We start from the raw sequence: 25,950 nt of genomic DNA on the forward strand, positions 1-25,950 counted from the left end.
CTCAAGCGCGCTGGCCCCAACCGAGCATCTCTGCGGGTTTGATTCGGTACAGAACCGTTAGCTCGTGCATGGCGCGCGTGATGGCAACGTAGAGCAGGCTGCGCTCGTATTCGCTTTCGTATTGACCGGCATCTGCGTCAAGTATGACAACCTCGTCGAACTCAAGGCCCTTCGCCATTTTTACCGAAGCGATGGTTGCGCCGTCGGAAAACGTTGCGCTCTCGTCGGAGATCAGGTGAACGCGATGATCCTGCGAAAGAAGCTCGTGGTAGACGCGAGCAATCTTGTCCGATTTGTGGATGATGCCAAGCGTTTTCGAATCGCCCTTCTCGAACTTCTCGATGATGCGACCGATCTGGGCAAGAACCCCCTGCGTATCGCCGCAGCGTTCGAAGCGGACCGCCTTTCCGTGCCGTTTCATCGCCACAAGCTCGGAGACCGGTCTCACCCGCAGAGCGAGCTCGTTGATCTCGAGCGTCGAGCGGTAGCTTTGCTTGAGGTGAAACACCCGAGAAGCACCGTACAGTGTCGCCATCGCGGCGAGCGTCATGCCGTTGACGGGATCGACCATCTGGTTGAAATCACCGAGGATGGTTTTCTCGCAGGGAAACAAACGTGCAATGAGCAGATGCTGGATGGGCGTCATGTCCTGCATCTCGTCGATAAGCAGATGCCTGTAATCGGCAAGCTCTTCGAACCCGTCGAATGCCGATTGCAGAAAGGCAAGCGGGCAGGCATCCTCCCATTCCACCACGCCTTTCTTTGGCATGTGGAGCATATGCTTCCTTCCGCGTTCCGCAAAGAATCTTCTGTACAGCCCCAACGCATCCTTCGCCGCGAGCATGGCGGTGAGCTTCTGCCTCACTTCGAAGCGCTTCGGTTGAGCGGTCCTGCTGCCGATGCTTCGTGCGGCAAGATCCGTCAGCACCTCGCCTGCCAGAAGATCGATGCGCTCCCGTATCGCAAGCCTGCCGTAGCTTCGATAACGTTCGGTCAGCCAGTCGCCCTTGAAAGTGCGTGTTCCGAACGAAAGGTCTTTCCCCGAAAACACTTCGAACCGGGCATCCTCGGCGTACGCCCGAAGCGATTCTGCAAATTCAAGCGTTCCCTTGTACTGCGCCCTTGCGAGCCAAGCATCATCCGCATCGTCGACGGGATAGCGCTGCGCCTCGATTTCCACACTCGAACCGATGGCCGATGCGGCGATGGAAGCGAGGCCCAGCTCGCAGATGGGCTCTTCCCCAAGTTCGGGCAACACGCTCGATATGTAGTCTCCGAACACTTTGTTCGGGGAAAGAATCGCTACCGATTTCGAGGACAGCGTCCCCTTTCGACGGTAGAGCAGATACGCGATCCTATGCAGTGCGATGGAGGTTTTTCCCGATCCCGCGACACCTTGGATGATCAGCGTTTCGCCGGTCTCGTCCCGGATGATCTCGTTCTGCTCCCGCTGGATTGACGATATGATGGATCGCATCTTGCTGTCGGAGGTTTTGCTGAGCTCGCGCTGCATCACTTCGTCGCGAATACCAGAGGAATCGTCAACCGCGTACACAAGTTTGCTGCTTTCAACCTTGATCTGCCTTTTCGCCTTCAGCATACCGCTCACGGGGCCGGAAGGCGCATCGTAGTGCGCGCGCCCGATATCGAAATCGTAGAAGAGTCCCGCAACCGGCGAACGCCAATCAGATACCTCGATCGAACCGTTATGGCTGAAAGCGAACTTGCCTATGTAGCTGATTTTCGGCTCTGTCTCGCCTTCGGGGGCAAACGCTACCCGCGCGAAATAGGGAGACTCGTAGAGCTGCGCGAGACGATCGCGCGAAAGGCAGGCGGCCTCGGCGTTGCGATCGACCTCCTTGAGGTACAGCTCGTTTTGATACATTTCCTGCGGGTCGATCTCTCCCCTGTTCTCGGACATGTAAAACTTCGTCGATCGGTATGCGCCGTTGGTCCGCTCGAACAGCTCGGAAGCGCGAGAGAGATCTGTCGACACTTTTTCGAGCGTGCTTTCAAGATGCTCCTCTTCCTCACGGAAAACGGTGTTCTGAGCGCGCGGCTGTGGATCCGGATCGGCACCGGACCGCTGGTGTTCGTTCATGGGTGCTCCTCGGGTCCGCAAGGATCGGCGGCCGCGTTTTTCGCGTCGGGCGTCGTGCGGATAGGCTTGGATAAATGGATGGGTTATCATAGCAGAGAGATACCGACTGGGCAAGAAGCGTTTGGAAAATCCCCTCATTCGGAATGCAGCTTTTTGTCGACCCAGATAGGCGGCATGTGCGTTCCGGACAACGAATGCGTCTCTAAATGATACCGATTCGATTCCAGATTTCGGAACCCGCGCCGTGCTGCTTTAAACTGAAGATCGGAGCTGTTGCGCGAAAGGAACACCATGTCGAAGTCAAGGTTGGAGGCGTTTACCGATGCCGTCATCGCCATCGTGATGACCATCCTCGTTTTGGAGCTGCATGAGCCGACAGCAGGAAGCTTTGCCGCTTTGTTCGAAGAATGGCATCGCCTTGTAATCTATGTCGTGAGCTTCCTCATGCTGGCCATATACTGGAACAACCATCATCACATGTTCCAGGCGGCGAAAGCCATTAATGGAAAAGTGCTGTGGGCTAACAACCTCTTCATACTAAGCCTGTCCGTCTTCCCGTTCGTCACTTCGTGGATGGGCGATTATTTTTCGGATCTGGCGCCGCAGCTTTCGTTTGGCATTGCGATCATGATGGCCGACGTAATGTTTTTTGCGGTTGCCTTCAACCTCAAGAAGGCAACCGACGACAACGAGACCGTTTCGATATTCTTCAACAAATACTACAAATCATGGATATCGATCGGGGTCAACGTCGTCGCACTCCTGCTTGGCATGCTGATCAGGCCCGAGTTGATATTCATTCTCAATGCGCTCATGCTCGCCCTTTGGGTGGTTCCCGAACGGCGCATCGAACGGGTTTTCCAACAGCATCGATAACGCAGCATCCGTCTTCCAGTCTGCCGCCGCGTCATTCGCCTCGATGCTTCATTACATTGGCGTATTTCTCAGGGTTCTTGCGAAAGCGGGCGAGCACGTAAGGACACATCGGCACGATGGTCGCACCGGTTTTCTCGGCATATTCGACAAGGGCGTCTACCAGGGAAGAGGCGATTCCCTTGCCCTCGTGTTGCGGACGTACTTCGGTATGCGTAGCGTAGAGCTCGTTTCCTTCGGCTCGAATGTATTCGAGCAACCCGAGCTGTTTACCCTCGTCGTTCTTCGCAAGAAACCGGGAGGCTTCCTCATCATGCTCTATCTTCATGGGGATCCTTTCCGAAAACGGGATTCGGTTCGCTTAGCGCATTCAGCCGCGCAGGTAATGGTAAAGACCGGTACAGCCGGCAACCACATCGTCGTAGGTGGCCCCGAAATCGCCGGTATACCATGGGTCGGCGATATCGCCCGTTTCCCCCGCGAATTCGAGAAGCTTCTTTATCTTGCTATCGGGATCACCGCCGAACATCCGGCGCATGCCCTTTACGTTCGCCTCGTCCATGCCGATGAGAAGATCCCATGCGGCGTAGTCGGTGCTGCGCAGTCTCCGCGCAAACTTCCCCTCGCACGAGATCCCCGCCTTCGAAAGCATATCGACCGTTCCCGGATGCACAGGGTTGCCGGTTTCCTCGTCGCTTGTAGCCGCTGATGCGATATCGAAAAACGCGCCCTCCCGATGGCGATCCGCAATGTCTTTCATAACGAACTCGGCCATGGGAGATCGGCAGATGTTGCCGTGGCATACGAACAGGATTCGAATGGGGCTCACGACGTCACCTGCGCTTCATCCCGAACGACAGGTTCCATGACCTCCCGATATCGTTCATAGAGTTCGGGGGCGACCTTTTTTATGCTCTTGGGCCGAAACGTCTTCGCATCGACAACGCAGTGGGTGCTCGTGGCCGTGCAGCACGGTTTGTCGATGCCTATTTCCTGCCCTTGCTTGTAGACCTCGTATGCATAGACCGTCTTGGTCGGCCTTGATTCGATGACGCGCGTTTTCACGATGGCCGTATCGCCATAGGTGAGCGGGGCTCCGTACGAGACGTCGACGTTGACCACAGGCGAGAGGTATCCAGCCTCCTCGAGCCGTGCGTAGGGGTATCCGATGGTCTCGAGAAAATCAGTTCGGGCATCTTCGAAATACAGAAGGTAGTTCGCATGGTAGACGATGCCCATCATATCGGTTTCTCCATAGCGAACATGTATGGTTGTGGTTGCCTGCATATGCTCTTTCTTCTTCCGATCGGCTACAATGGCGCTATGGGCAATATCGTAACGTATATGCAGGAAGAGCAGCGCACTTTCTCGGAATTACCGTTTCAGGCGGTAGACAGTCTCGTGTGCTCGGTTATCTGCTACTTCAATTTCGACCGATCCTTTCCACCTGTGGCATCGAACGGGGCTAAAACCCGCTTGCACGACATCGTTGCGCTAAGCGACTGGAGCACCCTTTGCGCAGCCAGCTGGCTCGAAGACGCAAAGGAAACGAAGGACTTCATGCAGGCTCTGATGGCCAGCAGGCGCTATCGGGACATGTCGGTTGCGTTTTATGCAAACGAATTCTCCAACGTTGTCGAGAAGCAGTTCAGCGCAACAACCCTTTTTCTCGGACAAGGCGCAGCCTACCTTGCGTTTCGAGGCACCGATGGGAGCTTTGCGGGTTGGAAGGAGGATTTCAACCTCTGCTTCAAGCGCGTGATACCTTCGCAAAGATCCGCGGAAGCGTACCTTTCGGGCGTCGCCTCCGCCACCGAGGGACCGCTTGTGATCGGCGGCCATTCAAAGGGAGGCAACCTTGCCGAATACGCGGCGCTCGTCTGCCCCGAAGAGGTCTACGCGCGCGTGGCAGCCGTATACAACCACGACGGCCCCTCGTTTTTAGACAATCCCTCCCCAAGGATAGACGAAGCTTCGTTCGACGAGAAACTCGATAAGACCGTACCCGAATCGTCTGCATTCGGGATGATCCTCGAGCGCAGAAGCGGCTACCGAGTCGTTCGCTCATCTGCTCTTTCGGTTTTTCAGCACAACCCCTTCAGCTGGGAAGTCGAAAACGGCGATTTCGCATGCCAAGAGACGCTCAACAAAAGCGCGGTGTTTTTCGATGCGGCACTCGATGAATGGCTAAGAAGCAAGAGTGCAGAAGAGCGCGAGCGCTTCATCGATACGATTTACGAGCTGTTCGTTTCCACCGAAGCATCGAGCTGGGCGGAATTCCAAAGCAAGCTGCTTGCTAATACGAAAAAGATCGTCGGGAAAGGCGGAAGGCTTGACCCCGAAACGAGAAAGTTCATCCTTTCGACCATCGCTTCGCTCGGGGGCATCCTCAAGCGCGAAACGATAAAAAGATTTCGCCCTTCGCCTTTGACGTGGCGACCTTTGAGAAAAGAACGGTACAATACCTCTTCGAACAATCGGAACCAAAGCTAGGCAAGGCGGATAAACGTGGAGCACGCGACAAAAACCTCGAAACTCGGCGAGACGGCAACGGAGTACGCTCGGTTGACCCCGACCATGGCCATGCAGCTGGCGGCACCCCACACATGGCCCGCCGCCATCCTCCCCGTCCTGTTCGCCACCTCCCTCGCAGGTATTTGGCATGGAGACGTTTCGATCACTTTGGTTCTGGCGCTGCTTGCCATCTGCATCCTCATGCAGGCATCGGTCAACACGCTCAACGATTATTACGACTTCGTCAAGGGAGCCGACAGCATCGAAAACCAGCTCGACCCCACCGATGCCGTGCTTGTCTACAACAACGTCAACCCTAAATCGGCCCTGAAGCTGGCGATCGGCTTTCTCGTGTTTGCCTTCGCGCTCGGCGTGTACGTTATCGCTGTTGCGGGCTGGATACCGCTTGCGCTCGGGCTCGTCGGCGCGGGCATCATCGTGCTGTACTCTGCAGGGAAAAGCCCCTTGTCGTATCTTCCGGTCGGAGAATTCGTCAGCGGAATCACCATGGGCGGCCTCATTCCGCTCGCCTGCTACCAAGCGCTCACCGGCACGCTCTCATGGATCGTTTTCCTGCTCTCCGTTCCGTTGATATGCGGCATCGGGCTCATCATGTTCACCAACAACACCTGCGATATAGAAAAGGACATCGAAGCAGAACGCAAAACGCTTTCCGTTCTGCTCGGACGCGACCGCGCACGCAAAGCCTACCATGGTGTGATCATCGTTTGGATGGCGAGCATCATCGTGTTCTCGGCGTTGTTCTTCCCCTCGGGGCTCGTTGTCGCCCCTTTCATGCTCATCGCACTCTACCCCGCCGTAAGCGCGCTCTTCAAGAACCCTCTCACGCCCGCAACGAGGCTCCAGGCGATGCCGCAATGCCTGAACCTCAACATCGCCCTGGGCGCGTTCTACGCGGCGGCTATCCTCATGGGTGGAGTCGCTCGCATCGCGCTGTAGCTATTCCCACCGAATCTGCACGGGATCGGCCAATCTTGCACGGTATTCGGCCAGGTCGAACTGTGCGAGAAGATCTTCGGGCTCTGCCGGGTCGTCGCATCGTGCGATTCCCGTAAGCCCCGCAATATGCCCGATAATGGCCGCAGGCGTTTTGAACCTGCAGATAAGCGATTCGATGGATGCATCGCGGTCGCGCTTCGAGAGCCGACGATTCGACTCGGCTACCAAAAGCGGGATATGCGCGTAGGCGGGATGGTCGAATCCGAGAAGATCCTGCAGGTAGAGCTGTTGCGGCGTGGAGCAGAGCAAATCGACGCCGCGCACGACCGAAGTGATGCCCTGCTCCGCATCGTCGATAACGACCGCAAGCTGATACGCATGGGCTCCGTCGGATCGGCGGACGAGGAAATCACCGCACCCCTCAGCCAGGTTCTGACGGTAGACCCCCTGCACTGCGTCGGCGACCTCGTATGTTTCAGGGGGCACTGCGAGTCGCGTAGCCGGATTGCGAACCTGGGCGCGCTTCTCGCGTTCTTCCGCCGTCAGATGGCGGCAGGTGCCCGCATACACGGCCTTTTCTCCGCGATGGGGCGCCGAGGATGCATGGAGATCCGCACGCGTGCAGAAGCAAGGATACAGAAGCCCGCGTGATTCGAGATCGCGGCAGGCTTCCTCGTAAACATCCCTGCGATCGCTCTGATAATACGGTCCTCGATCCCACGTCAGGCCGAGATACTCGAAATCCCTCATGATGGCTTCGATGTACTCGGGCTTCGAGCGCTCCGCGTCAAGGTCCTCTATGCGCAAGACGACATCTCCCCCGCCCTGTTTGGCAACGAGCCATGCCATGAGCGCGGCATATATGTTTCCTGCATGCATCCGCCCTGTCGGGCTCGGTGCGAATCGGCCCGTCAGCATACCCTACAGCTTCGCCCGCCTGTCTTCGACGTGCTTCGTCTTCCCGAAGCTCCTCTCGATACCGCCGGGCTCGACGAGCTTAACGGTTACGCCGACGAGCAGAACGGCCTTGATCCGTTCCGCAATGCGCTTGGTGAACGCGCTCATCTCCTCGAATGAATCGCTGAAGGCCGACGGCTTGAGTTCGACCATGACCGTCATGCGGTCAAGGCCTCCTTCGGTATCGACCACGATGCGATAATGGGTCGTTACACCCTCGATGCCCGCAAGCACGTCTTCGACCTGGCTCGGGAACACGTTGGTGCCCCGGATGATGAGCATGTCGTCTGAGCGCACGCGCACCTTCTGCATGCGGGCATGCGTGCGGCCGCATGCGCAAGGCTCGCATATCACGCGCGTCAGGTCGTGCGTGCGGTAACGCAGTACGGGAATCGCCTGTTTGTCGAGCGGCGTCAAAACAAGCTCGCCTTCGCAGCCGTCGGGCACCGGTTCGCCGGTTTCGGGATCGACGACTTCCCAAAGGAAGTGGTCCTCGGCGATATGCTGCATGTCGCGCGACGCAAGACATTCGCCCGAAACGCCGGGTCCCATGACCTCGGTGAGGCCGTAGTTGTCGGTGCACACGATGTGCATGCGCGATTCGATTTCCTCTTTGAGCTTCGGGGGGCACGGCTCTCCGCCGAACAGGCCCACGCGCAGCGTACTTGCCTCCCAGTCGAAGCCGAGCCCCTCTCCCACCTCGCACATATGCATGGCATACGAAGGCGTGGCGATGAGCACCGTGGTTCCGTAATCCTCGATCATGGTGAGATGCCGCTCGGTATTGCCCGAACCGGCAGGAATCAGCATGCATCCGAGTTTTTGCAGTCCGTAGTGCAGGCCGAATCCGCCTGTGAACATGCCGTAGCCGAAGGCCATCTGCGCGCGGTCGCCCGGCACAACGCCGGCCATTTGGGCCAATCGGGCGATGCAATCGCTCCATACGTCCATATCATGGGTGTTGTAGCCGACTACGATGGGTTTGCCGGTTGTGCCCGAAGAGGAGTGAAGCTCGATGACCTCGTCAAGGGGCACGGCGAACAAGCCGTATGGAAACGTTTCGCGCAGAACCGCCTTATCGGTGAAGGGAAGCAGCCTCACATCTTCGAGCGTCTTGATGTCGCTAGGCTTTACGCCGCGCTCGTCGAGCTTGTCGCGATACCAAGCGACTCTCTCGTAGGTCCATGCCACCTGGTCCTTCAGCTTCGCCAGCTGGATCTCGCGAATGCGCTCCCGTGAAGCGGTCTCGATATCGCGATCGAAGATAGGCATGGACGAAAAATCTAACATGCGCAATCACCTCCGACGGGCTTTCGCAGATCGTCTTGGGTGATAAGCTCGATCGGCTGGTCGGCAAGCAGCTTTTCGGCCACGGCGATGTCCTTGACGCTGAGCGCGATGTAGGTCGATATGAGCGAATAGCTGTATATGACGTTGATCTCGCATTCCGCCATGACCCCGATGAGCCGTGCAAGCTCACCGGGCTTGTCGGCAAGCTTCGCGCAGAGCACCTCTGCCGTCGTCGCCGCCGCACCCGACTTCTCAAGTGCGGCGAGCGCCCGCTCGGGGTCGTCGACGATGAAGCGGACGATGCCGTAATCGCCGGTGTCGGAAGCGCTGTAACCCCGGACGCTGATGTTCTCATCTTCGAACATCTCGAGCACGCGCTTGAGATGCCCCGGCTGGCTTTCAAGGAAAACGCTGATCTGCGAAACGCTCATGCCCTCACCCCTTGCGCAGCAGCCGCCCCCGCGCGAAACGCTTCGATGTTGACGTCGACGGTTTTAGGCGGAACGCGCTTGGCAATCTGCTCTTCCCACAACGATAAGTCGAATCCCATGCCCGAGGCCAAGGCGCCGAGCAGCACGACGTTGGTTGATTTCGAGCTGCCCGCCCCGCTTGCGATGGTGCCTGCGGGCACCAGAACGGCACCGAGCTCGGAAAGCCGCTCACGCGCATTTTCAGGCATGGATGCAGAGCCCGTGAGCACAGGCAGGGGCTTGATCGACTCGTCGTTCACGAGCAGCATGCCGCCTTCCTTCAAGTACGGTGCGTTGCGCAGAGCTTCGGTCGTCTCGAATGCGATGATGTAATCCGCGCAGCCGAGATCGGTCACCATGGAAGACACGTCCTCGCCGAACCGCACGACCGTCGTCACGGCGCCTCCGCGCTGGGACATGCCATGAACTTCCGAAAGCTTCACCTTGCACCCGGCTGCAATGGCCGTTTTCGCCAAAAGATCGGCGGCGAGGATGGTTCCCTGTCCTCCAACGCCGCAGAGCAATACCGTGGTTGTTTCTGCTTTACAAGCGGACACTGGACTCTCCTTTCACCGCATCGGCAGTCGAAACGATTGCCGAGAACGCACAGTACTGCGCACACTGCCCGCAGCCTATGCACATCGCGTCATCGATGCTCGCGCGTCCCGTTTCGGGCTCTTTGGAAATGGCCGGGCATCCGAGCGTCGGGCAGACGCCGCACGCGCGGCAATCGTCGGTCACCTCGAAAGCGGGCTTGCGTGCACGATCGACGAGAACGCAAGGCGCCCTGAACACGATGACGGAAAGCCCGTCCGAGCCGGTCGCGGCTTTGAGTGCAGATCGCACCGCCTTCATGTCATGGGGATTGACCGTTGCAATATCCTCGATGCCGAGGGCGGCGATAATGCCTTCTAAATCGAGCTCGCGGGTCAGTCGTTTTTGCAGCGTGATCCCGTTGAAGGGGTTGCCCTGCTGACCGGTCATGGCCGTCGTGCGATTGTCGAGGATGCAAACCGTTCCCGAGCCTTGGTTGTACACCGTGTTGAGCAGCGAGCTCAACCCCGAATGGCCGAACGTCGAATCACCTATCACGGCAACCACGGGGCGATGTTCGGTTTCGGCAAGGGCGAGCTCGAACCCGTGCGCCATCGAGATGGATGCGCCCATATCGACGCAGGTATCCATCGCGGAGAGAGGCGGCAGGGCCCCGAGGGTGTAGCAGCCGATATCTCCCGTTACAATGGCACGGATGCGCGTGAGCTCCTTGAACACGAGCCTGTGCGGACATCCGGCGCAGAGCGCCGGCGGACGCCCGGGGATGTCGCTTTGCTGGGTAACATGCGGTGCCTCCTGCACGCCGAACGCTGCGCCGACCAAGCTCGGCGTCAGCTCGCCGTCGAGGGGAAGCGCTTTTCCGGGAACCTGATCGATCGCGATTCCGAACGATTTGATCTGAGTCGAAAGGTAATCGGAAGCCTCCTCGACCACATAGAGGGCATCGACGGTGCCTGCAAAATCTTTGAGCGCCTGTTCGGGGAGCGGCCAGGTAATGCCGAGCTTGAAAATGCTCGCTTCGGGCATCGCTTCCGCAACGTGCTGGTATGCTGCGCCCGAACACACGATGCCGATTTCCGAGGAGCCGCGTGAAATTATGTTGTACGGGCAATCCTCGACCCACTCCTTCAATGCCGCAACGCGCGCATCCTGCACCTTCCTGCGCGGCTTGGCGAATGCGGGCATCATGACCCACTTGCCCGCATCCTTTTCATAGGGAACAAGCCGGTGCTCGGCACGTGATCCCGTTTCGACGGGCGTCTTCGTGTGGGAGATGCGCACGGTCGATCGGATGAGGAACGGCACGTCGAAGCGCTCGGAAAGGTCGTAGGCTTCGCGCGTGAAGGCAAGCGCCTCGGCAGAATCGGATGGCTCGAGCATCGGGATGCGCGCGGCGAGGGCATAGAACCGCGAGTCCTGCTCGTTTTGGGACGAATGCATGCCCGGATCATCGGCGGCCAAGATGACGAGGCCGCCCCCAACGCCGGTGTAGGCGGCCGTGAAAAGCGGGTCGGCAGCGACGTTGACCCCCACATGCTTCATGGTCGCAAGCACGCGCGCGCCTGCTGCGGATGCGCCGATTCCCACTTCGAGCGCCACTTTCTCGTTTGGGCACCATTCGGCATACACGCCGTCCTTCTCGGCGAAGGATTCCATGGTTTCGGTTGAGGGGGTCCCGGGGTATGCGACGCCGATCGATACGCCCGCCTCCCACGCTCCCTGGGCTATCGCCTCGTTGCCGGAAAGCAGTTCCATTGTGCGATCCTCCATCTTCGCCGCCCTGCGCTGTCGGCGGGCGGCTTCTCGTCTAACTGGCTTTAAACTTCGGGGCTTTCCTGATACAGCAGGCAGAAGACCCCGATCTGAATGATGTCGCCATCGTGAAGCAGCGACGAATCAACGTTCTTGTTGTTGATCCAGACCCCGTTGTACGAATTGGAGTCGGAGATGCGATAGCTTTTTCCATCGGGAACGATCGACGCATGCTCGCGGGATACCGTCATATCGTTGAGGAATATGTCGCAGTGCGGGCTCCTGCCCACGCAGACCTCATCGGTGCCGAGCTTGAAGACCGTTTCGATCTGAGGGCCTCTGACCACCCGAAGAATGGCATCGGCGGGTGTCTCGATCGCCGCGGGAACAACCTCGCCGCCGACGAATTCCAGCGGCTTGAAGCTCTGCGTCGAACCGAGCAGTTTGAAACCGCACATGGGGCAAGCCCCAGCCCCCTCGGGCAGTGGGCTGTTGCAGATCGGGCAGTTTTCGCTCATAGCTTTACCTCGTTCGTATCGTTGCTCGCCTAGGCTGAAAGCTTAGGCGTTCGCTTTATCTATGACAAGCGGCGTCTCGTTGTACAGCACGTTTTCTGCGACCGAAGGCTGTCCCGAGAATCCCCTGAACAGGCGATCCCACCAAACCCCGATGCCCTCGAGCAGGTCGGGCGCGTCAACATCCTCGGCGGCGATCAGATCAACTGTCGCCATGACGTTGTTGCGCTGCTTGAACGTCAGCGTGCCGATCTTATCTCCCGCATGAACGTTTCCCTCGAGTTCTTCGTACTCGACCGACTGGCTGATGTTCCCGTTCAGATCGAAAATGTCGATGACCTGATCGGGATCCGCCACCGTCGCCTTCACCGTGCGGTCGATCCATCCGGTATGGGCGACTTCGGCAAGAACCGGAACCTCGTCGGAAGAGCCCCCCGCGTTCGAAGATGCGGTTTGCGAGGTGTTCACCAGCCGGTATTCGGTAGTATGATCAAAAACCCAATCGAGCAGCGTCTGCGCATCGGTGAAACGCTGTGCTTCCGACGTGGAATGGATGACGATGGCGTACATCTCCACGCCGTTGCGGTTCGCAGCGCCGGCGAACGACGGTCCGGCAAGCGCCGTGAAACCGGTCTTGATGCCGCAAGCACCTTCGAAGCCGTTTTTCAGCATCTCGTCGGTGCTTTCGAGATACAGGCTCGCTTTGGTTCCGTCGGCTCTCGTCACCTCGATGGTTTCGTTCGGAGTTGCGACGATAGTGCGAAACACCTCGTTTTTCATCGCAGCCTGGGCCATGATGGCGACATCGGCGGCGCAGCTGTGCTGATCGCCCTGCCATATGCCGTCGTCGAGTCCATGGGGATTTTCGAACACCGTATCGGTGCACCCGAGTTCTGCCGCCCGCCCGTTCATGCGTTCGAGAAACACGGCTTCGGCTTCGGTCTCGGAGAGCCCCGAAGCATCCCCGCCGCCCTGCTCGTACAGAAGGCGGCCCACGTTCTCCGCTATGGCGATGGCCGCATCGTTGCCCGATGACAAAAGGAGCGCCTTGAGCGCGATCTCGAGAGTCATGGTATCGCCTTCGAGCAGAGAAGCGCTCGACTCGCCGACCGTTGCCGCACGCGAGCTCGTTGTGATGAGGGTATCGAGAGGAGCGCTCTCAAGCGCGACGAGCGCCGTCATGATCTTGGTGATGGAAGCGATCTGCGTAGGAGAATCCGCATTTCTCTCGAAGTAAACCGTTCCCTCGGAATCCATGACGAGCGCGTATTCGGCATCGATGCTCGGGCACTGCGCAACCGACAGACCGCGCGAATCGACGGTAAGCCCGTACACGACGTCCGCTTTTCTGACGTCGGCGTATGCGGGCGGTACGGCAAGACCGAAGCCGAGAGCCAATACAAGTACGCAAGCCATGAGGCTCGCGTACCAGGAAAACGCCCTTTGTTTGGCGGATGTCTTAATCAACGTGATAAATTTCCTCCGGTGCCACGGGCTCGAAGCCCGCTTCCTTCAATGCGTCCTCAATACTATGGTCGCTCACCTTGAGCACGTCAATGGCGTACTCTCGGTTAACGGAAAAACAATAGCCGTACTCTATGTTCACGTCATGTTCGTTGAAGAATTCAAGCAGGCCGGCCAACCCGCCCGGCTCGTTGGGAACGCGCACGCCGAGCACGGGGGTGAGCGTAGCGCGGTACCCCGCAGCCTTCAGCGCTTCGGCGGCAGCCTCCGGCGTATCGCAGAAGATGCGGGCAACGCCGAAATCGGCAGTGTCGGCAAGGAAAAGGGCGCTCATGTTGATGCCTTCGTCGGCGATCGTGCGGCAGGCGCTTGCCAGGCGTCCCTTCTCGTTTTCCAGGAAGACCGTCAGTTGTGAAATCATGCTCGCGTCCCTTCTCTCAGGTCAACAATGCGCTTCGCTTTCCCTTCGCTGCGCTCGATCGTCTTCGGCTCCACGATCTTGATGTCGACGGCGATCTGCAGATTGCTCTTGAGCTCGGTGGCCAGACGCGCCTTGAGCTCCTCGAGCTTGCGAATCTCGTCGAACGGGAAATCGGGAACGGTTTCAACGTCGAGTTCGACGCGATCGAGCGGCCCTTTGTTCGTGAGGATGATCTGGTATTGTGCGGCGATCTCGGGGAATCCGACGATGACCTGCTCGATCTGCGAGGGGAACACGTTGACGCCGCGGATGATGAGCATGTCGTCGGTGCGGCCCACGATGCGATCGATCTTGCGATGCGTGCGCCCGCAGCTGCATTCTTCGGCGATGATGCGGGTGACGTCGCGGGTCCGGTAGCGCACAAGCGGGCAGCACTCGCGGGTGAGCGTGGTGAACACGAGCTCCCCCCATTCCCCATCGGGAAGAGGCTTCAGGGTTTCGGGATCGACGATTTCGGCGTAAAACTGATCTTCGGCGACATGGAGCCCGTTCGCCGCGGCGCATTCCATCGCAACGCCCGGTCCCATGACCTCGGACAGACCGTACACATCGCAGTACTGCACGCCGAGCTTCTCACGGATGTCCTGGCGCATGCTCTCGGATGCCGGCTCGGCACCCAAAATGACGCCCGACACCTTGAAATCCTTCGCGGGATCGTATCCCATTTCAATGGCGGTATCGGCAATGAGCAGCGCATAGGACGGCGTGCAGGCCAGGATGTCGGTTCCAAGGTCTTTCATCATCTGGATCTGGCGCTTGGTATTGCCCGATGACGTGGGGATGACCGAGCAGCCCACGGCCTCGCCGCCCGCATGGGCGCCCAATCCGCCGGTGAACAGGCCGTAACCGTAAGAGACCTGTATGGTCGAGTTCTCGCTGCCGCCCACCATGTAGATGCCGCGGGCGAAGCAATCGCCCCAGTTCTTCAAATCGTTCGCGGTGTGCCCGACAACCGTCGCCTGACCGGTCGTTCCGCTCGACGCATGGATGCGCGCAACGTCCTTCTGCGGCACGGCGAACAGGCCGAACGGATACGCGTCGCGCATGTCCTGCTTGACGACGAAGGGAAAGCCGGCCAGATCGTCAAGCGTTTTGAGGTCGCCGGGCTCGACGCCCGCTTCCTGGAAAGATGCGCGGTAGAAGTCGACGTTCTCGTACGCGTGTCGCACTGACCACTGCATCCGCTCAAGCTGAAGCTGCCGGAGCTGCTCCACCGGCATGGTTTCGATATCTGGCTGGAAATACACTGAAGCTACCTTCTTTCGTTCTATTCGCCCGTTTGAGCACCGTTCTCGTTTCGGCTTTCGGATTCCGATTCCTTGACCGGAGGCCCTTCGACCTTCACTTCGTTTAAGGGGTCGTACGTCGAGGAGAAAAGATCCTCATGAAGTATTGTGCCATTTTTATCCTTGACCGTACGCACAATCGATATCTTTCTTCCGTCTGACCCGACGGTTTTCACATAACTGGTCCCAGGAGCGAGGTTCTCATCGACCGTCGTCTTGGTTTTGTACTTCTCGCCTTCTTGCCACTCCCCAACCTGCGTGCTCACCTGATATTCGGGATTGACGCCGTACAATGTGGCGGTTACGGTCGTATCGGTATAGCTCATATCGAGCAAAACATCGGATGCGCTGTCGTTTTCCCAAACCAGGTTGAGGTCGGGATATGCGACGGCTGCGTCGCGACCGACGGGGTAGCTTGCGATGTAGAGCGAGTGGTTATGGCGCGTGACAACCGGAAACCCCGATTCGTAGACCGCATTGAACACGGTCGTAGCCACCTGGCAGATTCCCCCGCCGATCGCGTCGACGAATTCTCCGTCGAGAATGGCACCCGCACCTTGGAAACCCGCTTCCTCGTTGTAATCGCCCGATATGTCGTTGAACGACCATCTTCCTCCCCCGGCTTCGATGATCGAGTTGTTGAGCAGATCGGCGCCTAGATGGATGTTGTGCTGGCGCGATACGGGCTGGATGGTGTATTCGGTGGTGAACGATGCAATCGAGCTGATAATGCCGTTTTCGAGCGCCTCGTCGAACGTCATCGTGTCGGGCACGCGCTTCGAAGCGACCTCGACCAGAGGAGCGGAGCCCGAAGGACCTTCCTTTGATCCGAAGAGCACGGATTCAAGCTGGGAGACGGCATCGCCGGCAACGGGTATGGTCTCGTCGGTTTCGGTATGCACGATCCTCTCGCCATCCTTCACCTCGAATCTGACCTGGATCGAATCGCCTTCGAAGGAGCTGTTGAGGTGGTTGATCACGATGCCCTTCGCGATGTCTTGATCAAGGTACGGCTCGAGCGAAAAACCGCCATCCGTTTCGACGATGCGCGTTTTCACCCAGTTGCCGATATCGGTTGCCGAAGCCGCCCACGTCGTGCCCTCGAACGAAAACTCGGCGCCCGACGATAGGGCCGCATTCACGAGATCGCACGTGCGCTGGGCCTCTTCCCGTGTAATCTGGATGGGAGCATATTCTGTTTCGGCGACGAAATACGGGCGGGCGTTGTCTTCGGTAAGGAACGCGTCGCTGATCTCGGCCGCGAATTTTCGTCGCTCGACCATATCGCCGTCATGTCCTTCGGTCACCTGCGCTATGCCGTCTGCAACCGCAATGTCGAAGTTGACGCGCGGATCGCCTATTGCCGCATCGACTTCGGCGGCAAGGCTTTCGATGGCATCCTCGTCGAAGTCGACGGCGGGCTTTATGTCGTAGCCGAATGCAAGCGCCTGAATACGGGCGGGAATCCCACCGTCCTCGCGACCATAGGCTAAGGCCTGTTCGACAAGCGCCGCGGTATCGAAAGACGCCGCAAGGCTTTCTTGGTCGGCCGTCCAGAGAACCTTGTTCGCCTTCGCCTCCTCAACCGACTGCTGCTCGGCCAAGGCGTTGTTCTGGTTCTGCTCGAGAACGGATTCAATGTTCTTGCTCGCATCTTCATTGGCAAAGACGAGCACTTCTTTCCCCTCGAGGCGCACGGCGTATTCGCCCTCTATGAGCGCCTGAGCCTCATCGGCGGTCTTCCCCCCGAGATCAAGGGAACCGACGTGGACGCCAGGATATATCTTTCCCCAGTTCATACCGAGGTCGATCGCCGCGGCGCCCCCGATGATCACAAGTGCGGCCACGGCTGCGACGGCAAGCTTGCTTCGACTGATCGCTCTGGCCAGAAAACCGAAGAAGCGACCGATGGCAACGAGCACGGCGCCGATCCCGAACAGCCCCGCCTTCAGCGCGGCGCCGAATCCCGAATCACGTGCGCCCCTCGTCGGCTCCTTGGTCCACAGCGTCGTCTGGCCAAGAGGGTTTTGCCGAGCGCCCGCAGCCTTCGGCGGCGCTTTGCGAGCATGGCTCGAACCGGCTTGGCGCACAGGCGTTGCAGGCGCACGGTTGCCTTTCGCCTCAGCCGCACGACGCGCATGCGAGGCCGAGCCCTTCCGAACCGTAGGTTTCTTTCGTTCCGGTTTCCCGGGATATGTGCTTCGATCGGCTCCCACGGGCTACGAGGATTCCTTGCTTCGAGCCGCCTTCAGCTCCTTGAGCGCGGCGGCTATGTAGTAGCCCGTCGTGATGATGCCGAGAACGAGACCCGCATACACGAACCATATGCCCCACGAGACGTCCACCCCGTTAAAACCGGGCAGCCAGGAAACGTCTATCACGTTAAGGCCCGCGATAAGCGGCCAGTTGAGCAAAAGCCCGGCGAAGCCGACGAACAGCAGCGTCGTAGTGACCTTCCCCGCATAGATGACTGCAACGCGAATGCGGTATTTGCTGAGAAGGATCGCGCCGCCCACAAGAAGCAGGCCGTCGCGCAACAGCACGACGACGATGATCCAAAGGGGAAGCCTGCCGACCAGAAGCAGGCCGAGAACGCCGGATATCATCAGCAAGCGGTCCACAGCGGGATCGAGCAGCTGCCCGAGCTTCGAAACGGTGTGGGTGCGCCGCGCGATCTGCCCGTCGATCCAATCGGTTCCCGCGGCTAGGGCGAATATGAAGGTTGCCAAAATATCGTAGCCCTCGATCAGAAGAACGAGGAACACGGGAATCATGCACAGGCGGATTGCGGAAATGACGTTCGGTACCGTCAGGATCTTGTTGGAAACCGGCTCTTCCGCCGCTGCGGCGCGCTGTTCCCGCTTGTCTGTTGCCTTCGACATTCCTCTTCTTCCTTAAACAAAAAACCGGGCCCGCATTTCACGAGCCCGGTTCGATGACGGATGTGGTTTACGTCCCGATGGATTCCATCGGATGCTCGTGCAGCCTTCGCTCACAGCCGTCTATTCTATCAGGTTTCCGAGATTACTCGGCTTCCTTCGCGTCATTTCTACCATCTGTTGCCATTTCTTTGGAAACGACGTCGATCGATTTTTTCGTTGCAGGAGGCGCATAGGCCGGATCCATGCTCAAGCAGTGCTTGGGGCACTCGCGAACGCAGCTTCCGCACTGCACGCAGCGGAAGCGGTCGATCGACCAGGTGCCAGCCGGTTTGTCAACGACGAGCGCGCCAGTCGGGCATCGCTTCATGCATATGCCGCACAGGATGCACGCGTCGATGTCGTTGACAATGTGCCCCTTGAGCCCCGGAGGCGCATAGCGCGTCTGCGCCGGGTATTGGATGGTCTCAGGTTTCTTGAAAATCGATCCGAGCGTCATTTTGCCCAGTTTGAAGCTTCCCATGGCCCCTTACCTTTCCGTGCAGCTGATGCAAGGATCGATCGTCAGCACGATCATGTTCACATCAGCGAGATCGCATCCTGCAAGAGCGGTTGTCATACCGGCGAGGTTCTGGGAGGTGGGCGTTCTCATGCGCATGCGCTCGAGATACTTGGTCCCGTTGCCGCGCGCGTAGTAGTAGCATTCGCCGCGCGGTTGCTCGACCACGTTGGCCGCTTCCGCCCCTGCTGCAGGCGACCCCTTGACCGGCACGTCGATATCGCCGGCGGGAATCTTCGCGATCATCTCTTCGATGACGTCGATCGACTGGAGCACCTCGAGAGCACGAACCTTGACGCGGGCGTAGCAATCGCCTTGCGTATCGAGGATCGGCTGGAAGTCGGATAGATCGCCGTAGCCTCCGTTGCCGATCGAGCGCACGTCGTTGTTGACGTTCGAAGCGCGGGCGAACGGCCCGACCATGCACAGGTTGACGGCATCCTGCTCGCTGATGTAGCCGACGCCGACCGTGCGGTTCTTGACCGAGCTATCTTTCAGGAACGCATTGCAGATCTGGCGGTATTCGTCTTTGATGCCCTCAAGCGTCGACTTCATGAGTTCGAACTGGGACGGATCGATGTCGCGCACCACGCCGCCTACTTTGACGACCGAGAAGATGACGCGGCCGCCCGTGGTCGCCTCGAACACGTCGAGCACGCGCTCGCGAAGCCTCCAGCAATGCATGAACAGACTCTCGAATCCGAACGCATCGGCCGCAAGGCCCATCCACAAGATGTGCGAATGGATACGGGAAAGCTCGTGCCAGATGACGCGCAGGTACTCGGCGCGTTTGGGAATCTCGACGCCCATGAGGCGCTCGACGGTCTCGGCGTAGCCGAGCGAGTGGCCGAACGCGCAGATGCCGCAGATGCGTTCGGCAACGTAGATGAACTGGTTGTAATCGCGCGTCTCCACGAGTTTTTCAAGACCGCGGTGGATGAACCCGATCTGAGGAATCGCCTCGATGACCTTCTCGTCCTCGACGACCAGGTCGAGGTGAAGCGGCTCGGGCAACACCGGGTGCTGGGGCCCGAAGGGAATGACGGTCGCTTTTCCCATGCTACTCACCTTCTTTCTGATCGGCTTCGGCAGATGCCTCGGCTGCTTCTTTCTTCGCCGCCTCGCGAGCTGCTTTCGCCTCCATGGCGGCCTTGAGCTTCGCCGCTTTCTCGGGATCGAGGTTGGCGATCTTGTCGGCTTTTGCAGCTTCTGCTGCGGCGGCTTCCTTCTTGGCTTTCGCCTCCATGGCAGCGCGAACCTTTGCGGCCTTCTCGGGATCCATACCCGCGAGCTTCGCTTCCATATCGTCCGCCGCGCTCGCACCGTCGGCCTTGGCCGCCTTGGCTGCTTTCGCCGCAGCAAGCTTTTCCGCTTTCTCGCGTGCCGCCTTCTGGGCGGGAGAGATGACCGTCATGGGCTCTGCCTGGGCCACATGGTAGAATTTCCCGCCGAAATCGATGGCGATTCCTTCGATTTCAACCCCGAACAGATCATGTGCTTCGTTCTCGAACACGAATGCCTCGAGGAATATATCGGTGATGGACGGCACCTTTGTGCCCTTCTTCACACCTTCGATCGTGAACATCTTCAGATCTGCGCCGAGCATGTAGGCGTACTGCAGGTCGATGCCGTTTTCGGTATTGACGGCGAGCATCTGCACGTAGCGGTAGCCGCGCTCTTTCATGTCGGCCGCGCACTGCTTAACGTTCGAAAGCTCAAGCGGAAGGAACTCCGTTTGCAAGCTCATGCTCACGCTCCTTTCTTTTGGGCTTCGAGGGCCTTCGCCTTCTCGTCGAGGATCCCGAGACCCTGGACGACGGCGTCGATGATGGCCTCGGGCCTCACCGCGCACCCCGGCGCGTACACGTCGACCGGGATCGCCTTGTCCACGCCCCCGATGACGTTGTAGCAATCGTGGAAGATGCCGGCCGAGCATGCGCAGATGCCGCATGCGATAACGACCTTCGGCTCGACCATCTGGTTGTATATCTCTTGGACGACCTTTATGTTCTGCTCGTTCACGCTTCCGGTGACGAGGAAGATGTCGGCGTGCTTCGGGTTGCCGGTGTTGATGATGCCGAAGCGCTCGACATCGTAGCCGGGGCACAGCGCCGCGAGCACTTCGATGTCGCAGCCGTTGCAGCTCGACCCGTCGTAGTGGATGACCCACGGCGATTTCGTTGCGTAAGACATATGCATACCCCCTTTACAGATACGCGAGGACGGCTATGTTGACTCCGCCCGCCACGAGTGCGACGACCCATGCCGATTTCAGCATGGCCTGCCACTTGACGCGGGCGAAGTTGTTGTCGATCCAGATCTCGAGGAAGTAGATGAGGACGACGGCCACGATCGCGATTGCGAACGAAAGCGGATTGCCCCAGATGAAGAACATGCCCGTCCACCCGAGAAACAAGATGTTCTCACACCAGTGCATGATCTCGACCTTGGCGAGCGTCGGTCCGCTCATCTCGGTGGTGATGCCCTTGACGAGCTCTTGATGGGCGTGGTGCGAATATGACAGGTCAAACGGCGATTTACGCAGCTTGATCGTCAAGATGAACAGGAATCCGAGGAACACGAGCCAGATGTTCGTGATGATCGGAGCGTCGAGCGAAAGCACGCCTGCCACATCGAAGGTGCCAGCCGCCATGAAGAACCCGACGGCCATGAACAGCACCATAGGCTCGTAAGCCATGACCTGGAGCGTTTCGCGTCCCGCACCGATCTCGGCGTAGGGAGAGCGCGTCGAGTATGCGGCCACGATGAAGAACAGGGCCGACAGCGTGATGACGAACACGCTCATGAGCAGGTTGCCGCCGCTGAAGAAGATGCCGCCTGCAAGGATCGTGAACACGAGAGCGCAGGTGATGTAGACGCTCTCAGACGAATTGACGCTTACGTTCTCTTTGCCGAGAAGCTTGCGCACGTCGTAGTACGGCTGTAGCAGAGGAGGCCCTACCCTGCCCTGCATGCGTGCGGAGATGATGCGATCGACGCCTGCAAGCAGGCAGCCCAGCACGGGGGCGACGATGGCGAAAACGATTGTGGCTATGATGATGGCGATGATGTTCATGTCTGCCCCCTTTCTACAGCAAGCCCGGCAGGCCGACGGCGGCGACCGCGAAGGCCGCGACGATCAAAATGGTGCACATGATCGTGCCGACGGGCGCAATGAGCTTCTCGCCGAATACCGATTCCAGATACCAGTTGCGCGCAGTTGCCTTGGTCTCCTGCGAAAGCGAGTTTTGGAACGTGCGCTCGCTGTTGTCGATGCTCACGCCCGACAGGTACACGTCGACCTTGCGCGCCTTGCTCTTGCCGAGGCCGGCGAACAGCACGATGACGATGAAGATGACGGCCACGCTCGCTATCCACAGGTTGTCGGCCGCAATGCCCGCTGCAACGGTTCCGTAGACGCTGTACACGTACGGCTCGACGATCGCCCACGAGATCGCAGGGATGCAGATGCAGCATGCGATGACCAGAACGGCCATGAGCGAGATCGACACCCATTCGCTGCGATGCACGGTTATCTCGTCGTTCTTCGGCTCGGCGGCGATGCCCGAAAGCTTGCCGAGCCATTTGCCCCAGAACATGAACGTTGCGGCGGAGCCGAACGCAAGCAGGATGATGAGCGCGATGTTGCCCGTCTCGACGAAGGAAACGAGCGTCGCCCATTTGGCGATCAGCATGCCGAACGGGGCGATGAACATGCACATGATGCCGAGCATCATGAAGCGAGCGAGACGCGGCATGCGTTCGAACAGAAGATCCATGTCCTCGATGTCGCGGCTGCCGATATGGTGCTCGGCCGTGCCGACGCACAAAAACAGCAGCGATTTGGCGATCGCGTGGAACAAAACGAGGAACGTCGCGGCCCAAACCGCCTCAGGCGTGCCGACACCGGCGCATGCCACGATGAGGCCGAGGTTCGCAATGGTCGAATACGCGAGCACGCGCTTGGCGTTGCTCTGGGAGATGGCCATGAACGAGCACAGCGTGAACGTGATGCCGCCCACGAGCACGACCATGAGGCTCGGCACGACGGTCATGAAGTTGCCCGAGAACGATGCAGTGCCCGCATAGAAGATGGGTGCGAGCTTGACGAGCAGGAAGACGCCTGCCTTCACCATGGTGGACGAATGCAGCAGCGCGCTTGTGGGGGTCGGGGCGACCATGGCGCCCAGAAGCCACATATGAAACGGCATCTGCGCCGCTTTCGTGATGCCCGCGAAGGCAAGGCAGGTAACCGGAAGCACGACGACGACGGGGTTCTGGATGCCGTACACGATGAAATCGACGAACGAGAGCGTTCCCAAGCCGATGACCATGAAGTACAGCGCGCCCAAAAAACCGAGCCCGCCGAGTATGTTCATGATGATCTGGCGGAAGGCGTTCTTAATAGCCTCGTCGGTCTTCGTGTAGCCGATGAGCAAGAACGAACAGACCGTGGTAACCTCCCAGGCCGCGAACAGCCACATCATGTTGTTCGAGAACACGATGCCGAACATGGCCGAAAGGAACAGGAACATGAGCGCAAAAAACGTCGGCCTGCGGTCGGGCTCGTCGGCGTGGTGCGCCTGGAAATCCTCCATGTAGCCGATCGCGTACACGCAGATGCCCGATCCGATGATGCCGATGACGAGCGCCATCAAAAGGGAAAGCGAATCGAGATAAAGGCCGTACTGGACCGTGACGTGATGCGCGAACCCGAACTCGAGCACAAGCGTGCCGACGACTTGGATGATCGCAAGCACCGAGGCGAGAACGTTTCTGTACTTCACGCCGTAGGCGAGTATGACGACGGCGATCAGAATGCTGATGCCCGTACATACGTAGTCGATCACCGGCGACATGTACTCGAAGTACACTCCCCCGGCACCGAGATAGGTTCCCGCTAGCAGCACGGATGCGAGGCCGATGACAAGGGCCGAAACGCTGACAATCACTTTTCTCGCTTGGTTGTTCTTCACGACGAACAAAACCGCCGCAACAACCAGCGGGAAAAGGATTAGAAATCCAAGCATACCCACGTGGCTTCCCCCTTCGAATAAAGTGCATTCTTACAGTAATGGCGGCACGAGCCGCCGAATAAACTCTAGCAAAGAAAGGCCTCCTGCCTGCCCAGCGGCTCAGACGTGGGTTTTTTATTCGGTCAGCGGGACGATTCGCAACCAAACGAGAAACGATCGGTCGAATACGGAAGGCAGGCGGCAGAGCATCTTTTTTCTTCTATAAATCATACTGATATGCTAGGATTATAATATATCCTGATGCAAGATTATTTCAGACGAGAAAGGATCAGGAATGGGAACTGTGAAGGCTGTATGCGTAAGCGAGGCGAAGGGCGTGCAGAAGTCCGACGTGGGTTCGGCTGCCATCGAAGCCGATTTCGGGATCGTCGGCGATGCCCATGCGGGCAAATGGCATCGCCAGGTAAGCCTGCTGTCTTTCGAGAGCATCGAGGATTTCAAGGCCCGCGGCGCCGAAGTGGTCGACGGCTCGTTCGGCGAGAACCTCATCATAGAGGGCATCGACGTAAAGGCACTCCCCATCGGCACCAAGCTTGCCTGCAACGACGTGCGCATGGAGATCACGCAGATCGGAAAAGAGTGCCACAGCCACTGCGCGATCTACCATCGCATGGGCGATTGCATCATGCCCCGGGAAGGCGTGTTCGCCCGAGTGCTTTCGGGTGGCACGGTCAGCAAGGGCGATTCGATCGAGGTTTGCGGCGAAGACTAAGGCGGCCTCCTTCGCGTTCCCTCTTATGTTTTTGTCGATTTCGTCGCACAAGGCTCGCTCTACGTGTTGATATCATGTGCAGCCCACATCTATTTCGCATTGCGGAGCCGATTCGGGGCGTGACCCCCTAGACTCATAGGTGCGGCATACAGTCGCTTTATTATCGGCAACGCGTTCAACATGGTTGCAAGCGTCGCCAGCATTTGCCCTGCGGGGTAGGAAGTTAGGTTTTACATGTCTACAGGTACAGTCAAGTGGTTCAGCTCTGAAAAAGGTTACGGCTTCATCTCTCAGGAAGGCGGCGAAGATCTCTTCGTCCACTTCAGCGAAATCCAGGGAGAGGGCTTCAAGAACCTCGAAGAGCATGACCAGGTTGAGTTCGTCATTGCCAAAGGCTCCAACGGTAAGAACCAGGCCACTCAGGTTCGCGTTCTTTAAATAAAAAACGAAGTACACCTTGAAGCGGCCCGAAAGGGCCGCTTTTTCGTGGGGCGGTTCGGTTTGACACACAACCGAACCGCCCCGCTCTTCTTAACCGTGCAATGCGCTTGCTAAGCCGTGCGCCTGCCGGTCAGCAGGTTGATTATGGCGATCAGGATGATCGATCCGACCAGCGCTACGACGAACGACCAGACATTGAAGCCGGTGAAGCCCGATGCACCGAAAAAGCTCATGACGAATCCGCCGATAAGCGCACCGACGATGCCCGTCACGATGTTTTTCAAAAGGCCTCCCTCGGTTTTCATGATCATGTTTCCAATCCAGCCCGCCAGGCCGCCTATGATAATCCAAACTACGATGCTCATGGTCGTGCTCCTTTCCTCTGTTATAGGTGCTTGGGTTCACCATAGATGAGCATCCGAGTAATCCATTCGGGAAACGTCGATCGTGAGCGCACCGTATACGCTGCGTTTCCAAAGGAAACCGAGCGGATTGCGTTTCGTTACCGCAAGCAGGGATTCGGAATCAGCTTGCGCTTCGTTCTGAACTGCTTGCATGAACATGCAACGTGCAGCCAATCCCTTATAATCAAGGCATATGTCGAACGATCGCTGGATGGAGACCATGAACGCACCTCCCCTCGAAACGAACCGCTTGATTCTGCGGAAATTCTCAATAGGCGATCTGCCTGCGATATTCGATATCTTCAGCGACAAGGAAGCCAACGAGTATTTGCCATGGTTTCCCCTGGAGTCGATGGAGCAGGCGCTTGCGCTGTTCGAACGAAGGCAGCCGAAGAACCTGCTGGTTACGTTCAGGATGTATCAGATGAATCTCGATGGCAACGACATGCGGGTTTTCAGGGGATACTGGGATATGCATCCCGTTCACTTCATCGAAGACCTTCAGCCGGCTTCATCCGACTGAAGGTCGGTTCGGATTCGCCCCCGCAATCGGAAGATGAAAGAAAAATGGGCAGCCGATGATCGGCTGCCCATTGGTTAATCTGGTCGGGTTGACAGGATTTGAACCTGCGACCCCTTGACCCCCAGTCAAGTGCGCTACCAAACTGCGCCACAACCCGTTCGTGCATGCTTTCGATCAT

At 58.5% G+C, this 25,950-nt stretch carries 28 protein-coding genes and 1 tRNA gene; 6 read left to right on the plus strand and 23 right to left on the minus strand.

Annotation, left to right across the window (positions count from 1 at the left end; translation table 11 throughout):
* Position 1: 1 nt before the first annotated feature.
* Positions 2 to 2,101 (minus strand): HelD family protein, encoded by a 2,100-nt coding sequence (locus C1719_RS08430; RefSeq protein WP_180963541.1) that lies wholly within the window; start codon positions 2,099 to 2,101, stop codon positions 2 to 4.
* Between the two features lie 291 nt (positions 2,102 to 2,392).
* On the opposite strand from C1719_RS08430, the gene C1719_RS08435 reads away from it, so the two are divergent.
* Positions 2,393 to 2,977: a TMEM175 family protein gene (locus C1719_RS08435; RefSeq protein WP_102374699.1), complete on the plus strand. Its 585-nt coding sequence runs from the start codon at positions 2,393 to 2,395 to the stop codon at positions 2,975 to 2,977.
* A gap of 31 nt (positions 2,978 to 3,008) precedes the next feature.
* Here C1719_RS08435 and C1719_RS08440 read toward each other — a convergent pair whose 3' ends face one another.
* From C1719_RS08440 to C1719_RS08450, 3 genes are read right to left on the minus strand one after another with little or no spacing between them, the layout of a single operon-like run.
* The gene (locus tag C1719_RS08440; RefSeq protein WP_102374700.1) at positions 3,009 to 3,302 is read right to left on the minus strand and encodes a GNAT family N-acetyltransferase; all 294 of its coding nucleotides are present in this window, start codon (positions 3,300 to 3,302) and stop codon (positions 3,009 to 3,011) included.
* Between the two features lie 42 nt (positions 3,303 to 3,344).
* The gene (locus tag C1719_RS08445) at positions 3,345 to 3,803 is read right to left on the minus strand and encodes a low molecular weight protein-tyrosine-phosphatase (RefSeq protein ID WP_245874439.1); all 459 of its coding nucleotides are present in this window, start codon (positions 3,801 to 3,803) and stop codon (positions 3,345 to 3,347) included.
* Entirely contained in the window at positions 3,800 to 4,261 is a 462-nt protein-coding gene (locus C1719_RS08450) for an acyl-CoA thioesterase (RefSeq protein ID WP_102374701.1), read from the minus strand. The genes C1719_RS08445 and C1719_RS08450 overlap by 4 nt, the downstream gene beginning before the upstream one ends.
* Between C1719_RS08450 and C1719_RS08455 the strand changes: the two genes are divergently transcribed.
* Together C1719_RS08455 and C1719_RS08460 are read left to right on the plus strand one after the other, a co-directional pair.
* Positions 4,262 to 5,467, plus strand: coding sequence for an Mbeg1-like protein (locus tag C1719_RS08455; RefSeq protein ID WP_245874441.1), 1,206 nt, complete (start codon positions 4,262 to 4,264; stop codon positions 5,465 to 5,467). It begins immediately after the preceding gene.
* A 15-nt stretch (positions 5,468 to 5,482) separates the two neighbouring features.
* Positions 5,483 to 6,448 carry a prenyltransferase gene (locus tag C1719_RS08460; protein WP_342745909.1) on the plus strand — a complete coding sequence of 322 codons (966 nt, stop codon included), beginning with the start codon at positions 5,483 to 5,485 and terminating at the stop codon, positions 6,446 to 6,448.
* On the opposite strand, the gene gluQRS is transcribed toward C1719_RS08460, so the two are convergent.
* The 17 genes from gluQRS to C1719_RS08545 form a co-directional block, all read right to left on the minus strand.
* The gene (gene gluQRS, locus C1719_RS08465; RefSeq protein ID WP_102374702.1) at positions 6,449 to 7,366 is read right to left on the minus strand and encodes a tRNA glutamyl-Q(34) synthetase GluQRS; all 918 of its coding nucleotides are present in this window, start codon (positions 7,364 to 7,366) and stop codon (positions 6,449 to 6,451) included.
* A gap of 3 nt (positions 7,367 to 7,369) precedes the next feature.
* Entirely contained in the window at positions 7,370 to 8,695 is a 1,326-nt protein-coding gene (locus tag C1719_RS08470; protein ID WP_102374703.1) for a phenylacetate--CoA ligase family protein, read from the minus strand.
* Positions 8,689 to 9,126 carry an amino acid-binding protein gene (locus C1719_RS08475; RefSeq protein ID WP_102374704.1) on the minus strand — a complete coding sequence of 146 codons (438 nt, stop codon included), beginning with the start codon at positions 9,124 to 9,126 and terminating at the stop codon, positions 8,689 to 8,691. Before C1719_RS08475 ends, C1719_RS08470 begins: the two co-directional genes overlap by 7 nt.
* The gene (locus tag C1719_RS08480) at positions 9,123 to 9,722 is read right to left on the minus strand and encodes an indolepyruvate oxidoreductase subunit beta (RefSeq protein WP_102374705.1); all 600 of its coding nucleotides are present in this window, start codon (positions 9,720 to 9,722) and stop codon (positions 9,123 to 9,125) included. The genes C1719_RS08475 and C1719_RS08480 overlap by 4 nt, the downstream gene beginning before the upstream one ends.
* Positions 9,709 to 11,475 carry a thiamine pyrophosphate-dependent enzyme gene (locus tag C1719_RS08485; RefSeq protein WP_102374706.1) on the minus strand — a complete coding sequence of 589 codons (1,767 nt, stop codon included), beginning with the start codon at positions 11,473 to 11,475 and terminating at the stop codon, positions 9,709 to 9,711. Before C1719_RS08485 ends, C1719_RS08480 begins: the two co-directional genes overlap by 14 nt.
* 62 nt (positions 11,476 to 11,537) lie before the next feature.
* Complete coding sequence (locus tag C1719_RS08490; RefSeq protein ID WP_102374707.1) at positions 11,538 to 11,990, minus strand: FHA domain-containing protein; 453 nt, start codon at positions 11,988 to 11,990, stop codon at positions 11,538 to 11,540.
* A 42-nt stretch (positions 11,991 to 12,032) separates the two neighbouring features.
* Entirely contained in the window at positions 12,033 to 13,454 is a 1,422-nt protein-coding gene (locus tag C1719_RS08495; RefSeq protein WP_245874443.1) for a D-alanyl-D-alanine carboxypeptidase family protein, read from the minus strand.
* The gene (locus tag C1719_RS08500) at positions 13,447 to 13,872 is read right to left on the minus strand and encodes an ACT domain-containing protein (RefSeq protein ID WP_102374709.1); all 426 of its coding nucleotides are present in this window, start codon (positions 13,870 to 13,872) and stop codon (positions 13,447 to 13,449) included. The genes C1719_RS08495 and C1719_RS08500 overlap by 8 nt, the downstream gene beginning before the upstream one ends.
* Positions 13,869 to 15,179 carry a phenylacetate--CoA ligase family protein gene (locus tag C1719_RS08505; RefSeq protein ID WP_102374710.1) on the minus strand — a complete coding sequence of 437 codons (1,311 nt, stop codon included), beginning with the start codon at positions 15,177 to 15,179 and terminating at the stop codon, positions 13,869 to 13,871. The genes C1719_RS08500 and C1719_RS08505 overlap by 4 nt, the downstream gene beginning before the upstream one ends.
* Before the next feature lie 20 nt (positions 15,180 to 15,199).
* Positions 15,200 to 17,434, minus strand: a complete 2,235-nt coding sequence (locus C1719_RS08510; protein ID WP_102374711.1) for a VanW family protein — start codon at positions 17,432 to 17,434, stop codon at positions 15,200 to 15,202.
* Positions 17,435 to 17,437: 3 nt separating this feature from the next.
* A complete protein-coding gene (locus tag C1719_RS08515) occupies positions 17,438 to 18,100 on the minus strand; it encodes a CDP-alcohol phosphatidyltransferase family protein (protein WP_102374712.1) in 663 nt (220 codons plus the stop codon).
* A 142-nt stretch (positions 18,101 to 18,242) separates the two neighbouring features.
* Positions 18,243 to 18,620, minus strand: a complete 378-nt coding sequence (locus C1719_RS08520) for a 4Fe-4S dicluster domain-containing protein (protein WP_102374713.1) — start codon at positions 18,618 to 18,620, stop codon at positions 18,243 to 18,245.
* Between the two features lie 6 nt (positions 18,621 to 18,626).
* Positions 18,627 to 19,715 carry a hydrogenase large subunit gene (locus C1719_RS08525; RefSeq protein WP_102374714.1) on the minus strand — a complete coding sequence of 363 codons (1,089 nt, stop codon included), beginning with the start codon at positions 19,713 to 19,715 and terminating at the stop codon, positions 18,627 to 18,629.
* A gap of 1 nt (position 19,716) precedes the next feature.
* Positions 19,717 to 20,403: an NADH-quinone oxidoreductase subunit C gene (locus C1719_RS08530; protein ID WP_102374715.1), complete on the minus strand. Its 687-nt coding sequence runs from the start codon at positions 20,401 to 20,403 to the stop codon at positions 19,717 to 19,719.
* A 2-nt stretch (positions 20,404 to 20,405) separates the two neighbouring features.
* Positions 20,406 to 20,849, minus strand: a complete 444-nt coding sequence (locus C1719_RS08535; RefSeq protein WP_102374716.1) for an NADH-quinone oxidoreductase subunit B family protein — start codon at positions 20,847 to 20,849, stop codon at positions 20,406 to 20,408.
* A 13-nt stretch (positions 20,850 to 20,862) separates the two neighbouring features.
* Positions 20,863 to 21,732 (minus strand): complex I subunit 1 family protein, encoded by an 870-nt coding sequence (locus tag C1719_RS08540; protein WP_102374717.1) that lies wholly within the window; start codon positions 21,730 to 21,732, stop codon positions 20,863 to 20,865.
* Between the two features lie 13 nt (positions 21,733 to 21,745).
* Positions 21,746 to 23,686 (minus strand): NADH-quinone oxidoreductase subunit 5 family protein, encoded by a 1,941-nt coding sequence (locus C1719_RS08545; RefSeq protein WP_180963542.1) that lies wholly within the window; start codon positions 23,684 to 23,686, stop codon positions 21,746 to 21,748.
* 280 nt (positions 23,687 to 23,966) lie between these two features.
* Between C1719_RS08545 and C1719_RS08550 the strand changes: the two genes are divergently transcribed.
* Positions 23,967 to 24,404, plus strand: coding sequence for an MOSC domain-containing protein (locus C1719_RS08550; protein ID WP_102374719.1), 438 nt, complete (start codon positions 23,967 to 23,969; stop codon positions 24,402 to 24,404).
* A 234-nt stretch (positions 24,405 to 24,638) separates the two neighbouring features.
* Complete coding sequence (locus C1719_RS08555; RefSeq protein ID WP_102374720.1) at positions 24,639 to 24,842, plus strand: cold-shock protein; 204 nt, start codon at positions 24,639 to 24,641, stop codon at positions 24,840 to 24,842.
* Positions 24,843 to 24,955: 113 nt separating this feature from the next.
* On the opposite strand, the gene C1719_RS08560 is transcribed toward C1719_RS08555, so the two are convergent.
* Complete coding sequence (locus C1719_RS08560) at positions 24,956 to 25,210, minus strand: GlsB/YeaQ/YmgE family stress response membrane protein (RefSeq protein WP_102374721.1); 255 nt, start codon at positions 25,208 to 25,210, stop codon at positions 24,956 to 24,958.
* Between the two features lie 250 nt (positions 25,211 to 25,460).
* Here C1719_RS08560 and C1719_RS08570 point away from each other — a divergent pair, with 250 nt between their 5' ends.
* Positions 25,461 to 25,772, plus strand: coding sequence for a GNAT family N-acetyltransferase (locus tag C1719_RS08570; protein WP_180963544.1), 312 nt, complete (start codon positions 25,461 to 25,463; stop codon positions 25,770 to 25,772).
* Positions 25,773 to 25,852: 80 nt separating this feature from the next.
* On the opposite strand, the gene C1719_RS08575 is transcribed toward C1719_RS08570, so the two are convergent.
* A tRNA-Pro gene (locus C1719_RS08575) sits at positions 25,853 to 25,929 on the minus strand.
* Positions 25,930 to 25,950 lie beyond the last annotated feature (21 nt).

The organism is Raoultibacter massiliensis (genome assembly GCF_900199545.1).
GTDB lineage: Bacteria > Actinomycetota > Coriobacteriia > Coriobacteriales > Eggerthellaceae > Raoultibacter > Raoultibacter massiliensis.

Coding starts and splice junctions, on each gene's coding strand:
- C1719_RS08430 (WP_180963541.1), bottom strand. CDS start 2,101: ATGAACGAACACCAGCGGTCCGGTGCCGATCCGGATCCACAGCCGCGC.
- C1719_RS08435 (WP_102374699.1), top strand. CDS start 2,393: ATGTCGAAGTCAAGGTTGGAGGCGTTTACCGATGCCGTCATCGCCATC.
- C1719_RS08440 (WP_102374700.1), bottom strand. CDS start 3,302: ATGAAGATAGAGCATGATGAGGAAGCCTCCCGGTTTCTTGCGAAGAAC.
- C1719_RS08450 (WP_102374701.1), bottom strand. CDS start 4,261: ATGCAGGCAACCACAACCATACATGTTCGCTATGGAGAAACCGATATG.
- C1719_RS08455 (WP_245874441.1), top strand. CDS start 4,262: ATGCTCTTTCTTCTTCCGATCGGCTACAATGGCGCTATGGGCAATATC.
- gluQRS (WP_102374702.1), bottom strand. CDS start 7,366: ATGCTGACGGGCCGATTCGCACCGAGCCCGACAGGGCGGATGCATGCA.
- C1719_RS08470 (WP_102374703.1), bottom strand. CDS start 8,695: ATGTTAGATTTTTCGTCCATGCCTATCTTCGATCGCGATATCGAGACC.
- C1719_RS08475 (WP_102374704.1), bottom strand. CDS start 9,126: ATGAGCGTTTCGCAGATCAGCGTTTTCCTTGAAAGCCAGCCGGGGCAT.
- C1719_RS08485 (WP_102374706.1), bottom strand. CDS start 11,475: ATGGAACTGCTTTCCGGCAACGAGGCGATAGCCCAGGGAGCGTGGGAG.
- C1719_RS08490 (WP_102374707.1), bottom strand. CDS start 11,990: ATGAGCGAAAACTGCCCGATCTGCAACAGCCCACTGCCCGAGGGGGCT.
- C1719_RS08500 (WP_102374709.1), bottom strand. CDS start 13,872: ATGATTTCACAACTGACGGTCTTCCTGGAAAACGAGAAGGGACGCCTG.
- C1719_RS08515 (WP_102374712.1), bottom strand. CDS start 18,100: ATGTCGAAGGCAACAGACAAGCGGGAACAGCGCGCCGCAGCGGCGGAA.
- C1719_RS08520 (WP_102374713.1), bottom strand. CDS start 18,620: ATGGGAAGCTTCAAACTGGGCAAAATGACGCTCGGATCGATTTTCAAG.
- C1719_RS08525 (WP_102374714.1), bottom strand. CDS start 19,715: ATGGGAAAAGCGACCGTCATTCCCTTCGGGCCCCAGCACCCGGTGTTG.
- C1719_RS08530 (WP_102374715.1), bottom strand. CDS start 20,403: ATGAGCTTGCAAACGGAGTTCCTTCCGCTTGAGCTTTCGAACGTTAAG.
- C1719_RS08535 (WP_102374716.1), bottom strand. CDS start 20,849: ATGTCTTACGCAACGAAATCGCCGTGGGTCATCCACTACGACGGGTCG.
- C1719_RS08540 (WP_102374717.1), bottom strand. CDS start 21,732: ATGAACATCATCGCCATCATCATAGCCACAATCGTTTTCGCCATCGTC.
- C1719_RS08545 (WP_180963542.1), bottom strand. CDS start 23,686: ATGCTTGGATTTCTAATCCTTTTCCCGCTGGTTGTTGCGGCGGTTTTG.
- C1719_RS08550 (WP_102374719.1), top strand. CDS start 23,967: ATGGGAACTGTGAAGGCTGTATGCGTAAGCGAGGCGAAGGGCGTGCAG.
- C1719_RS08555 (WP_102374720.1), top strand. CDS start 24,639: ATGTCTACAGGTACAGTCAAGTGGTTCAGCTCTGAAAAAGGTTACGGC.
- C1719_RS08560 (WP_102374721.1), bottom strand. CDS start 25,210: ATGAGCATCGTAGTTTGGATTATCATAGGCGGCCTGGCGGGCTGGATT.
- C1719_RS08570 (WP_180963544.1), top strand. CDS start 25,461: ATGGAGACCATGAACGCACCTCCCCTCGAAACGAACCGCTTGATTCTG.